The organism is Mycobacterium sp. MAC_080597_8934, from assembly GCF_000523975.1.
Classification (GTDB): domain Bacteria; phylum Actinomycetota; class Actinomycetes; order Mycobacteriales; family Mycobacteriaceae; genus Mycobacterium; species Mycobacterium avium.
On sequence record NZ_JAOS01000001.1, the window covers coordinates 117,629 to 128,951 of the forward strand.

Below are 11,323 nucleotides of genomic sequence, written 5' to 3' on the forward strand. Positions count from 1 at the left end.
CGGCCGCTGTCACGCACGAGGGGGAACCCATTTCCACATTTCGATGACCGTTCCCTGGCCCAGGGTGGACTCGACCACCAGCCGGTCCATCAGGCGGCGGGCGCCCGGCAGGCCCATGCCCAGCCCGCGGCCCGTCGAGTAGCCGTCCTCCATCGCGCGTTCGATGTCGGCGATGCCGGGACCCTCGTCCTCGGCGCGCACCACCAGCGCCTTGCGGCCCTCCCGGTCGGCGACGGCGACCCGGACGGCGCCGCGGCCGGCGTAACTGGTGATGTTGCGGGCGATTTCGGAGATCGCCGTGGCGATCATCGTGACGTCGGTCAGGGAGAATCCTAAGTCAAGTGCGAGCTGGTGTCCGGCTTTGCGGGCTTCGACGATGTCGTCCGGGTTGTCGATGGCGACGACGATATCAGCCGCCACCGTCGCGCCCGATCGTCGGTTTCCGTTGCGCCAGTTGGCGATTCAGTAGCGCGATGCCCTCTTCCAGGTCCAGCGCGGTGTTCATGTCATCGAAGGCCAGGCCCAGCTGGACCATCGCGAAGGCGACCTCGGGCTGCAGCCCGACGATCACCGTGTCCGCGCCGCGCAGCCGGGTCATGTGCGCGATGGTGCGCAGCGACCGGGCCGCGAACGAATCCATCACGTCGATGGCGGTGACGTCGACGATGATGCCCTGCGCGCGGAACCGGCTGACCCGCTCCATCAGGTCATAGCGCAGCCGTTCGGCGTCGGAGTCGGACAGCGCCGCCTGCACCGAGGCGATGAGGATCGCACCCTGTTTCAGGATCGGTACGGGCATGGGGCGCTCGGGTTCCTAACCGTCACCCGGTTTGCTCGCCGGTACGAGTCACCTCGTAGCCCAGGAGCCGCTCGGCCTCCTCGATGCCGCCCTGCAGGTCACCGACGGCGTTCATCTTGGACAGATCCAGACCGATCGTCACCAGCGTCAGCGCGATCTCCGAGGACAGGCCGGTGATGATCACGCTGGCGCCCATCAGCCCCGATGCGTCCACCGTCTGCACCAGGTGGTTGGCCACCGTGGAGTCGATCGTCGGCACACCGGTGATGTCGATGACCACCACCTTGGCCCGGTTGGCGCGGATGGCCCGCAACAGCTGTTCGGTGACCTGGCGGGCGCGCTGCGAATCCAGCACGCCGATGATCGGCAGAATCAGCAGCTGCTCGCGCACCTGCAGCACCGGCGTTGACAGCTCGCGGATCGCCTCCTGCTGCTGGCGGATGATGCGCTCGCGTTCCTGCACGAACGACACGGCCACGGTGTTGGCGATCCGGTTGGCCGCCGGCTCGTAGGCGTCGAGCACCCGGTTCAGCATCTCGAACTCGGTCTGGTACTTCTCGAACAGCGAGCGGGCCAGCACGTCGCGCAGCAGCAGCACGATCCCGACCACCTCGTCGGTCTCCACGCCCCGCGGGATGATGCGTTCGGACAGGTCGCGCGCGTAGGCCTGCAGCGCCTCGACGCTACCGGTCTCGAGCACCTCGACGTAGTTGTCGTAGACGGCCGTCGCCTCGGAGAAGAGCTCCTCGGGCGTCATCGCGGTGAGCAACTCGGCCTCGGTGATGCGGCGGGCCCACTCCTCGCGCAGGATGGTCCGATTCTGCCGCAGGTGCTGAACCAGCTGCGGGAGCAGCCCCTCGCTGGAGATACCGACGGTCTGCGCTGCGGTGCCGGTACTGTTGAAATCCGACGGCGAATCTGACATATGGCCTCCCAAGGCCTTCCGAGCCGAGTCGCGCCCCGCGGTGCGCAGTTGCCTTTTGCGAGACTAGCCTGGCTTGTCGCGGGGCACGTGTAGAGGGCATATTCTTCTCGCAGTTCGCCAATCCAGGCTAGGGTTGAACCACGCCACGGTCCCGGGACAAAGGATTGCCATTGTCAGCTCCTGATTCGATTACCACGTTGGTTGAGGACCACGACGGGGTTTCCGTGGTCAGCGTCAGCGGAGAAATCGATTTGGTCACGGCTCCGGCCCTGGAACAGGCCATCGGCGCGGTCGTCGCGGACAGCCCGCCGGCGCTGGTCATCGACCTGTCCGCGGTGGAGTTCCTGGGCTCGGTCGGGCTGAAGATCCTGGCCGCCACCTACGAGAAGCTGGGCAAGGAAACCGGGTTCGGCGTGGTCGCCCGCGGCCCGGCCACCCGCAGGCCGATCCACTTGACCGGCCTGGACAAGACCTTCCCGCTGTATCCGACGCTCGACGACGCGTTGACCGCGGTGCGGGACGGCAAACTCAACGGCTGACCCCCGGCGTCGGTTGGCTGCTATGGATTCGGTTGGCTGACAACGTGTCTGGCGGAGACGTCGACGATCCGCAGGAAGACCAGCGGTGGGACCGCCGCGAACGCGGCGAGACCGAAGTGCAACGGCTGGACCGCAATTGGAACAGCCTGCTGCAGGAGCTGCGGGTGGTCCAGACCGGGGTGCAGCTGCTGACCGGCTTTTTGCTGACGCTGCCGTTCCAGCAGCGTTTCGACGTGCTGGGCCCGCCGATGCGGGTCGCCTACCTGGCCACCGTGGTGTTCTCGGTGTGCGCGACCGTGTTGCTGATCGCGCCGGTGGCCATGCACCGGATCCTGTTCCGCCGCCACCGGCTGCAGGTGCTGGTCTCGGCGGCGCACCGATGCGCCTACGCCGGGCTGGGCGCGCTCGGCCTGGCGCTGATCGGCGTGACCACCATCATCTTCGCCGCGGTGGCCGGGCGGAACGTGGGCCTGGTCGCCGGGGCGTGTGCGCTGCCGCTGTTCGTGCTGTTCTGGTTCGTGCTGCCGCTGCTGCTGCGCACCCGCGGCATGTGACGGCCGCGGGGGCTCAGCCGCCGCGCGCCAGCGCGGCGATCCGGGTGGACTCCAGGTGATCGAGCAGGTCCTGCGGGTCGGCGAAGACCGGGTCGGCGCCGGCCGCCCGCAGCTCGTCGCGGGCGATGCCGCCGCTGCACAGCCCGATGCACGCCAGCCCGGCGCCCCGCGCGGCGTGCGCATCCCAGACGGCGTCGCCGACGAACACGGCCTCCTCGGCGCGCACCCCGGCGCGGTCCAGGGCGACCCGCACGATGCCCGGCTCGGGTTTGGCGGTGTCGACATCGCGGGACGACGTGGTCGCGGCGATGACGTCGTCGCAGTCGAGCACCTTGCGCAGGATCTCCAGTTCGTCCTCGGGCGCCGAGCTGGCCAGCACCACCTGCAGTCCCAGGTCGGCGACCCGGCGCAGCAGGGCCCGCGCCCCCGGTAGCGGCTTGAGCAGCGGCGTCAGCTCCCGGTAGTAGCGGCTGTGCTTGTCGCGCAGCCGCTCCCCGACGTCGTCGGGCGCGTCGCCGGACAGCGTCCGCACCAGCGTGCTGCCGTCCATGCCGATGCAGCGGTGGATTTGCCAGGACGCGACGGCGATGTCCTCGTCGTCGAACGCGCGCTGCCAGGTGTGCACGTGCAGGTAGTTGGAGTCCACCAGGCTTCCGTCCACGTCGAACAGGACGGCGGGCGCACCCGCCCCGGCGCTCAGCGCAGGCTCCGCGGTGTCATGCATCCGGCATACCCGGCACGGGCGCGGCTGACACGCCGGCGTTTAGCTCCCCGGACGGCGGGTACGCACTGCGGAGATCCGCCCTGATGGCCCGAGTACCGTCGTGTCACGCGAATATCGCTGGCACACAATGATTCTCGACGAGGAATGACGTTGGACCACCGCAACAGCGACCCAGTCGATCACGCGCGCACCTTCCGCCAGCACGCCGGCGAAACCTTCACCTACGGCGCCAATGTGCCCGGATTGGCCGGTTCGGCGGTGGCGGTCGTCGCAATAACAGTCGGCGTGTTCGCCGTGGCGGCCGGACACCTGACCGGCGGCGCCATCGCCCTGATCGTGGCCGCGGTGGTGGGCGCGGTGAGCGCGGGCTGGCTGCTGCGCACCCACCGCAAGGTGCGCGACGCCGAACTGCGCTGGCACGCCGAGCATTCCGACCAGCCGCCACCCCCGCCCAGCAGCTGAGCGGCGCCGGGTGAAATTTCTGCGCCGAATCGGTGTAAGGCGTGCGCGGACGGGGTACTGCCTGCGCCACGGGTGAGGACAGCGAAAGTGCGTCAACCCGTTCCGAGCAGGAAGGAACTCCGATGGCGACCACCACTGACTACGACGCACGCCGCGTATCCGACAACGACACCCCGGACAAGTCCTCGCTGCGCGAGCTGGCACCCGCCCTGCACGGGGCCGGCACCACCGTCGTCGACGACGACCCCGACGACGTCCACTTCTTCGAACTCCCCGGCGCCGACCTGTCCGGCGAAGAGCTGTCGGTGACCGTGATCCCGCAGCGCGCCGACGAGTTCACCTGCTCGAGTTGCTTTTTGGTGCAGCACCGCAGCCGGTTGCGGCGCTCCGCCGCCGGGCTGCCGGTCTGCGCCGATTGCGCGTAACGCGCGGCGGCCCGCCGTGCCCGCCCCGGGCGGCTGCGCCGATTTGTCACACGGTTGCGCTACGTTTTCGGGCAAAGCCGGCCGCGTAGACGTTGAGGGGTCATGGACAAGGCACTCGGGGCGCTGCTCCTGTTGGGGCTGGGCGTGCCTTGGTATTTCACCCAACACGCCACCGGCAGCCTGCCCGCGGGTTGTGCGGCCGGGCTGGCCGGCCTGGCCGCGGCGGTCGGCGCGCTGTGGTGGCTTTCCCTGCAGCGGGACCGGTTGCGGGCCGATGCCCACCGCCGCCGCGACGTCAAACACGCCCGCGCGGGGTTGCGTGCCATCGACCGGATGTCCGGCGCGGAGTTCGAGGACTTCGTCGCGGCCCAGCTGCGCGTCGCCGGCTACGTCGTCACCCCGACGGCGGGCACGGGCGACTTCGGGGTGGACCTCATCGCCAAGAAGGACGGCGTCCGCATGGCGGTCCAATGCAAAAGGCTGGCGAAGGCCGTCGGGGTGGCCGCCGTGCAACAGGTCGTCGCCGGGGCACGCCAGCACGGCTGCGACCACACGGTGGTGGTGACCAATCAGACGTTCACCAAGGCGGCCCGCCGGTTGGCGATCACCCACCGCTGCCGGCTGGTGGGGCGGACCCAGCTGCGCAGCTGGACGCGGGTCGCACCCATCCCGGTGCGGGGTCCGCGGGTGTCGTGAACGCCGTTGCGCCACAAAGACTTACGCACTTTCCGGCACCCGGGAGGCCTCATCGTTGGGTGGTGTCGTCGATGACGCGGCGGGCGATGTCGCGCAGCGGGGTGTTCATGCTCTGCGAGAGTTTGATCAGCGTGTTGAACGCGGTTTCGTCGTCGAGCTCGTAGCGTTCCATCAGGATGCCCTTGGCCTGTCCGATCATGTCGCGGGTGCTCAGCGCCTCCTTGAACTGCTGGGTTCGCACCACGTTGCTCCACGCCAGCGAGCCCAGCGTGGCAAACAGGGCGGCCATCCGGCGGGAGTCGTCCGAGAAGGCGTGCGGGCGTTCGGCGTAGAAGTTCAGCGCCCCCATGCTCAGCTCACCGGCGTACATCGGCAGCGACAGGATGCTGCGGATCGGAGTGCGCGCCAGGGCGTCGGCCTGGTACTTGGGCCAGCGCGAGTCGGTCCGCAGGTCGTCGACCACCACGACCTTGCGAGTCCAGGCGGCATGCAGGCAGGGCCCTTCCAGATACCGTTGCTGGAACTCGTCGAGCAGCCGGGCGCAATCGTCGGTGACCGAGGGCGTGCTGACCTCGTTCTGCCGGCTCGTCACCGTGATCCCGGCCTCCTGGGCGCCCGGCACCCACCGGGCCGACGCGGCGGTCAGGTCGTCGAGCACCTGCGGAAAATCCGCGGTGTCCGCCGAGTAGATGGCGCGCAGAACGTCGTTCAGCAGGGTGAGATCGTCAAAATTGGTCACTGAGTGTCGCCCTCATGAGTTCGAGACCGGTGGCAGGCAATACCCGTGCCGTTTTGAGCAGCCTGCGGTCCCGCGAGGCAATCACGTGCAGTGTTTGACGGCGACGAATGTCAATGCTGTTTGCTCAGCATTACGGTGAGATCCACTATATCGCCCCGTGTTACGGGGATGTTCGCACCCGGCACCGGCCCGTCCGGCAATCCGCTTCCGCGGGCGGCGTCGAGTGGTAGCGTCCGGCGCACCGGCCCGACCTGGGAGCGACGATGGTGGCAACCGAACACGAGTGGAGCAAACCCGCGGCCCTGGCCATTCCCAGGGAGGGCTACTTCGAGCTCGAACGCGGTCGTTACGGGCCGCTGTATCCCCGCACCCCGGCCTGCTACGGCTTTTCCATCATCGCCAAGGTCAAGGAGGGCCGCGAGGAAGCCGTCCGCGCCTACGGCAAACAGATCGAAGAGGCCATCAAGGCCGATCCGCACGTGCTTGCCGCGCTGCGGCTCCACTACCTGCGCTGGTTGCTCTTCGACGTCGGATCGGGACTGCACTTCCAGTACCAGGGCATCTTCGACACGGACTTCGACAAGTACACCGAGGACGCGGTGCAGCTGTTCAGTCAGACCGGGATCACCACCGTCTTCACGAACCTCGAGGGGTTTCCCGAAGACTGGCGGGAGAACCCGGACGCCTTCGTCAAGTTCGTGCGTGAGCACCAGTGCCCGAGCTTTCTGGAGTACGGGGAGTATCCCTACGTCACCGCCGACGAGATCAAAAAGGCGTTACGGCTCAAGGCCGCCTTCCAGACCATGCTGGATCAGATGCAATGACGTCGGTCAGAGTCTGAGATGCTCGAGCTCGACGACATCCAGCACATCCTGCTGACCCGAACCCCGGCGCTGACCGGACGCTACGAGTTTCTCTCGTTCGACGATGCAACCGCCGGGCGGGCGTGGCTGTCCGCCCTCGTCGATGTCGTGCAGTCCGCGGCGTCGGTACGCGACGCCATGGACAGCGCCAAGCGATGGGTCACGCTGGGTTTCACCTGGAACGGCTTGCGGGCGCTCGGGGTTCCCGGGGACGCCCTTGCCAGCTTTCCGGAAGAGTTCCGGCAGGGCATGGCCGCCCGGGCGGACATTCTCGGGGACACCGGACGCAATCATCCCGACAACTGGGTGGGCGGATTGGCCGGCGCGGACCTGCACGCGATCGCGATTCTGTTCGCGCGAGACGACGCCGAACATGCCCGCGCCACCAACGCCCACGACGACCTGCTGAAAAGGTGCCGAGGTGTGCGCAGGTTGTCACACCTCGACCTGAACGCAACGCCTCCGTTCAACTACGCCCACGACCACTTCGGCTTCCGGGATCGCTTGTCGCAGCCGGTGATCGAAGGATCCGGCGAGGAACCCACCCCCGGCTCGGGTGCGCCGCTCAAGGCCGGGGAATTCATCCTCGGCTATCCCGATGAAGTCGGCCCGGTGGCCAATCAGCCCGAGCCGGAGGTGCTGTCGCGCAACGGAACATATGCGGCGTACCGCCGGCTGCGCGAACACGTGGCCGTCTTCCGCGACTACCTCCGTTCCGTGGCCGGCGCGGATGGGCAGGAGGAGTTGTTGGCGGCAAAACTCATGGGCCGCTGGCGTAGCGGTGCCCCCCTGGTGCTCGCCCCCGACGAAGACGATCCCGAGTTGGGCGCAGATCCGCTGCGCAACAACGACTTCAACTACAAGGAGATGGACCCCTTCGGCTACGCATGCCCGCTGGGCGCCCACGCCAGACGGCTCAACCCGCGAGACACCGCGCACAACATGAACCGGCGCCGGATGATTCGCCGTGGGGCGACCTATGGTCCGGCGCTTCCCGAAGGCGCTCCCGACGACGGCGAGGATCGTGGGATCGCCGCGTTCATCATCTGCGCCAGCCTGATCCGGCAGTTCGAATTCGCGCAGAACGTCTGGATAAACGACCGCACATTCCACGAACTCGGCAACGAGCACGACCCGATCTGTGGAACCCAGGACGGCACACTGGATTTCACCATACCGAAGCGACCGATTCGCCGGGTGCTCAAGGGACTGCCGGCGTTCACGACGCTGACCGGTGGGGCGTACTTCTTCCTTCCGGGCATCAACGCCATGCGATACCTCGCGGCGCTCGGCGAACGGTCATGAGCACCCGGCCGCCCGCGCGCACCTACAACCAAGCTCACCGGGTGCGCCCGCACACCGGCGGACGGCGGATCAGCATCTACTGGACGTGGAGCTATCCGTGGGAATCGCAGCGCGACATTCAGACCCTGGACAACCGCTTCTCCACCATGACCGAAGTGCGCAGGGCGGCCTGGCCCCGATACGAGGGGCCCGACTGGGACGACGCCCACTTCCTGCAGGGCATCGCCGGCACCTTGGAGCTGTTCCACCGCTCGACGCTTGCGTTCCAGGAGCTGGCCGGCGAAGCAACCGGTCAGCAGGTGGCGGTGTTCCAGCGCGTCGACCAGGCCGGCTACCGGCTGGTGATCGACGAGCGGATATTGGCCGACACCGACACCCTGATGGTGTTCGGGCTGGACCATCTCGCCGGGGAAGACGAGGCCGAGCCCGGGGAGATCTCGGCCATCCGTGCCTGGCTGGAACGCGAGGGCACCTGCCTGCTGCTGGCCCCGCACCACGACGTCGGCGGCACCGACGACATGGCCCAGCGGCAAGTCGAATACCTGCACCACGGAGATCCGCTCGTGCCGCGGCAACAACGGTTTTCGGCCTACACCCGCTCGCTGATGAAGGGGCTCGACGTTCCCGTCCGCAACAGGTGGGGCCTGCATCCGGCCCGGGTGGCCGCAACCGGTCAGATGGCACCGCTGACCTGCTCTCGCGACCTGGACGCGCCCGGGCTGCTGGACGATGTCACGACGCTGAACTTTCACCCGCATCTGCCGCACTACGAGCTCACCGCCCCGGAAAGCGACGGGCTACGGGTGCTGGCCACCCAACGCGTCGACCCGGCCCGGCCCCATCCCTTTACCGAGGCGGGCAACAGCGAATTCAACGCGTTGATCTGGATGCCGCCGCACGCCGAACGAGCCGGTGACATCGTGCTCGTCGACTCGACCAACTTCACGACGCTGTTCGGCGGGTCCGACAGCCTCAGAAACTTCTGGCACAACCTGGCCACGATGAGGTGAAGGACCCGCCGCTCACACGAGTCGGGGTGGCGGGATTTGAACCCACGGCCTCTTCGTCCCGAACGAAGCGCGCTACCAAGCTGCGCCACACCCCGCTTGAAGCTCCGACAGCCTATCGCACCGGGCTGGCGGCTGGCCAAACCGCGGTGTGCCGGGTCACTGCCACGCGCAACTGCGCTCGAATTCGGCCAGCGCCGCGGCCGGTCCGGCCGGATCCAGCCCCTGCGCCGCCACCCACTCGTCGTCGAAGTAGGTGTCGGCGTACCGGTCGCCGCTGTCGGCAAGCAGCGTGACCACCGAACCGCCGCGGCCCTGCGACACCAGCTCGGCCAGCAGGCCGAACGCCCCCCACACGTTGGTGCCCGTCGAGGCCCCACCCGCCGGCCCAGCACGGCGCTGACGTGGCGGGCGGCGGCGACGGAGGCCGCGTCCGGCACGGCGACCATGCGGTCGACCACGCCGGGCAGAAACGACGGCTCGACCCGCGGCCGGCCGATGCCCTCGATCCGCGACGACCGGGACGCCACCACGTCGTCCCGGCCTTCGGCGTAGGCCGCGAAGAACGCCGAGTGCTCTGGGTCGACGACGCACAGCCGGGTGGCGTGCCGCCGGTAGCGGATGTAGCGGCCGATGGTCGCGCTCGTCCCGCCGGTGCCCGCTCCGACCACGATCCAGGCCGGCACGGGGTGTTTCTCGTCGCGCATCTGCTCGAAGATCGATTCGGCGATGTTGTTGTTGCCGCGCCAGTCGGTGGCCCGCTCGGCGTTGGTGAACTGGTCCAGGTAGTGCCCGCCGGTCTGCCGGGCCACCCGCTCGGCCTCGGCGTACACCTGGCTGGAATCCGCGACGAAATGGCAACGGCCGCCTTGTGATTCGATCAGCGCCACCTTGGCCGCGCTGGTCGACTCCGGCATCACGGCGACGAACGGCAGCCCCAGCAGGGCCGCGAAGTAGGCCTCGGACACCGCCGTCGACCCCGACGACGCCTCGACCACCGTGGTGCCCTCGCCGATCCAGCCGTTGCACAGCGCGTACAGGAACAGCGAGCGCGCCAGCCGGTGCTTGAGGCTGCCGGTGACGTGCGTCGTCTCGTCCTTGAGGTACAGCGCGACGTCGGCGTCGCCGGCCCAGGCCGACGGCAGCGGGTAGCGCAGCAGATGGGTGTCGGCGCTGCGCCGCGCATCGGCCTGGATCAGCCGGATCGCGTTGTCCGTCCAGTCGCGTGGCAGGTTGCGGACCGCGATCCGGGTCCGCGTCACCGCACCGAAGCTGTTGGCTGCGAACGGCTCAGGTCGCTGACCGCGTCGCGGTCGCCCATCGGGGTGGCGATCAGCGTCAGCAGGGTGGCCTCCGGCCGGCAGCAGAACCGCACCGGCGCGTACGGCGAGGTGCCCATGCCCGCGGAGACGTGCAGCTGCATGTGCGCGCCCCAGCGGGACGGCCCCTTCGCGCGCGAGCGGTCCAGCCCGCAGTTGGTCACCAGCGCCCCGTAGAACGGCAGGCACACCTGGCCGCCGTGGGTGTGCCCGGCCATCACCAGTTGGTAGCCGTCGGCGGCGAACCGGTCCAGCACCCGCGGCTCCGGCGAATGCGTCAGCCCCAGCCGCAGGTTGGCCGCCGGGCTGGCCGGCCCCGCGATGGTGTCGTAGCGGTCCCGGTCGATGTGCGGGTCGTCCACGCCCGCGGCCGCGACGTGCAGGCCCGCCACCTCGAACTCGCGCCGGGTGTGGGTGAGGTCGAGCCAGCCGCGCTCGGTGAACGCGGCCCGCAGGTCCTGCCAGGGCAGCGGCTCGCCGCGGACCCGGTGCGACGGGTTGGTGACGTAGTTCAGCGGGTTCTTCAGGTGCGGGCCGAAGTAGTCGTTGCTGCCGAACACGAAGACGCCCGGCCGCGACAGCAGATCCCCCAGCGCCTGGATGACGGCCGGCACGGCCTTCGGGTGGGCCAGGTTGTCGCCGGTGTTGACCACCAGATCCGGTTCCCAGCCGGCCAACTCGCGCAGCCACGCCTGCTTGCGGCGCTGGCCGGGCGTCATGTGCAGGTCGCTGATGTGCAGCACCCGTACCGGTGTCGAGCCCGGACTCAACACGGGCATGGTGATCTCGCGCAGCACGAACGCGTTGCGCTCGATGATCGCGGCGTACCCCAGGCCGGCGACCGTCGAACCGAGCGCCGCCGCGCCGGTACGCAACAGGATGGGCAGGGCTCGGCGCCGGCCGCGAGGCGGCCCGGAGCGGCGCCGGGCAATCGAGACGTGAGCATCAGCCATGAATCGCAGCCTA

At 68.8% G+C, this 11,323-nt stretch carries 14 protein-coding genes, 1 tRNA gene and 1 pseudogene; 8 read left to right on the forward strand and 8 right to left on the reverse strand.

The annotated features are described in order from the left end of the window. Window positions 1-9 precede the first annotated feature (9 nt). Genes NF20_RS00570 through NF20_RS00580 form a run of 3 tightly spaced genes read right to left on the reverse strand, consistent with a single transcriptional unit; the run spans window position 10 to window position 1,724 of the window. A complete protein-coding gene (locus NF20_RS00570) occupies window positions 10-420 on the reverse strand; it encodes an anti-sigma regulatory factor (protein WP_003877046.1) in 411 nt (136 codons plus the stop codon). Continuing rightward, window positions 410-799 carry an STAS domain-containing protein gene (locus NF20_RS00575; protein WP_003873320.1) on the reverse strand — a complete coding sequence of 130 codons (390 nt, stop codon included), beginning with the start codon at window positions 797-799 and terminating at the stop codon, window positions 410-412. The genes NF20_RS00570 and NF20_RS00575 overlap by 11 nt, the downstream gene beginning before the upstream one ends. Before the next feature lie 22 nt (window positions 800-821). After that, window positions 822-1,724, reverse strand: a complete 903-nt coding sequence (locus tag NF20_RS00580) for an STAS domain-containing protein (RefSeq protein ID WP_003873319.1) — start codon at window positions 1,722-1,724, stop codon at window positions 822-824. Window positions 1,725-1,894: 170 nt separating this feature from the next. On the opposite strand from NF20_RS00580, the gene NF20_RS00585 reads away from it, so the two are divergent. Both NF20_RS00585 and NF20_RS00590 read left to right on the forward strand, forming a co-directional pair. Continuing rightward, entirely contained in the window at window positions 1,895-2,263 is a 369-nt protein-coding gene (locus NF20_RS00585; protein ID WP_003873318.1) for an STAS domain-containing protein, read from the forward strand. Window positions 2,264-2,295: 32 nt separating this feature from the next. After that, on the forward strand, window positions 2,296-2,817 hold the full coding sequence (locus tag NF20_RS00590; protein WP_003877049.1) for a DUF6328 family protein: 522 nt from the start codon (window positions 2,296-2,298) through the stop codon (window positions 2,815-2,817). 13 nt (window positions 2,818-2,830) lie between these two features. Here the strand turns inward: NF20_RS00590 and NF20_RS00595 are convergent, their stop codons facing one another. Next, the gene (locus NF20_RS00595) at window positions 2,831-3,541 is read right to left on the reverse strand and encodes an HAD family hydrolase (RefSeq protein ID WP_050593710.1); all 711 of its coding nucleotides are present in this window, start codon (window positions 3,539-3,541) and stop codon (window positions 2,831-2,833) included. Between the two features lie 144 nt (window positions 3,542-3,685). On the opposite strand from NF20_RS00595, the gene NF20_RS00600 reads away from it, so the two are divergent. From NF20_RS00600 to NF20_RS00610, 3 genes are all read left to right on the forward strand, one after another. Then, the gene (locus NF20_RS00600) at window positions 3,686-4,003 is read left to right on the forward strand and encodes a hypothetical protein (RefSeq protein ID WP_023900381.1); all 318 of its coding nucleotides are present in this window, start codon (window positions 3,686-3,688) and stop codon (window positions 4,001-4,003) included. 122 nt (window positions 4,004-4,125) lie between these two features. Next, on the forward strand, window positions 4,126-4,428 hold the full coding sequence (locus NF20_RS00605; protein ID WP_003873314.1) for a DUF4193 domain-containing protein: 303 nt from the start codon (window positions 4,126-4,128) through the stop codon (window positions 4,426-4,428). 102 nt (window positions 4,429-4,530) lie between these two features. Beyond that, complete coding sequence (locus NF20_RS00610) at window positions 4,531-5,124, forward strand: restriction endonuclease (RefSeq protein ID WP_023900380.1); 594 nt, start codon at window positions 4,531-4,533, stop codon at window positions 5,122-5,124. A 49-nt stretch (window positions 5,125-5,173) separates the two neighbouring features. On the opposite strand, the gene NF20_RS00615 is transcribed toward NF20_RS00610, so the two are convergent. Continuing rightward, window positions 5,174-5,863, reverse strand: a complete 690-nt coding sequence (locus NF20_RS00615) for a GAF and ANTAR domain-containing protein (protein WP_009974685.1) — start codon at window positions 5,861-5,863, stop codon at window positions 5,174-5,176. Between the two features lie 263 nt (window positions 5,864-6,126). On the opposite strand from NF20_RS00615, the gene NF20_RS00620 reads away from it, so the two are divergent. Genes NF20_RS00620 through NF20_RS00630 form a run of 3 tightly spaced genes read left to right on the forward strand, consistent with a single transcriptional unit; the run spans window position 6,127 to window position 9,041 of the window. After that, a complete protein-coding gene (locus NF20_RS00620) occupies window positions 6,127-6,687 on the forward strand; it encodes a hypothetical protein (protein ID WP_003873311.1) in 561 nt (186 codons plus the stop codon). Window positions 6,688-6,705: 18 nt separating this feature from the next. Next, a complete protein-coding gene (locus NF20_RS00625; protein ID WP_023900379.1) occupies window positions 6,706-8,031 on the forward strand; it encodes a Dyp-type peroxidase in 1,326 nt (441 codons plus the stop codon). After that, window positions 8,028-9,041 carry a hypothetical protein gene (locus NF20_RS00630; protein WP_023900378.1) on the forward strand — a complete coding sequence of 338 codons (1,014 nt, stop codon included), beginning with the start codon at window positions 8,028-8,030 and terminating at the stop codon, window positions 9,039-9,041. The genes NF20_RS00625 and NF20_RS00630 overlap by 4 nt, the downstream gene beginning before the upstream one ends. A 21-nt stretch (window positions 9,042-9,062) precedes the next feature. Here NF20_RS00630 and NF20_RS00635 read toward each other — a convergent pair. From NF20_RS00635 to NF20_RS00645, 3 genes and pseudogenes are all read right to left on the reverse strand, one after another. Beyond that, a tRNA-Pro gene (locus tag NF20_RS00635) sits at window positions 9,063-9,136 on the reverse strand. Between the two features lie 61 nt (window positions 9,137-9,197). After that, window positions 9,198-10,300: pseudogene (locus NF20_RS00640) on the reverse strand (PLP-dependent cysteine synthase family protein). Beyond that, complete coding sequence (locus NF20_RS00645) at window positions 10,297-11,310, reverse strand: metallophosphoesterase (RefSeq protein WP_023900376.1); 1,014 nt, start codon at window positions 11,308-11,310, stop codon at window positions 10,297-10,299. The pseudogene NF20_RS00640 and the gene NF20_RS00645 overlap by 4 nt, the downstream one beginning before the upstream one ends. Window positions 11,311-11,323: the final 13 nt, after the last annotated feature.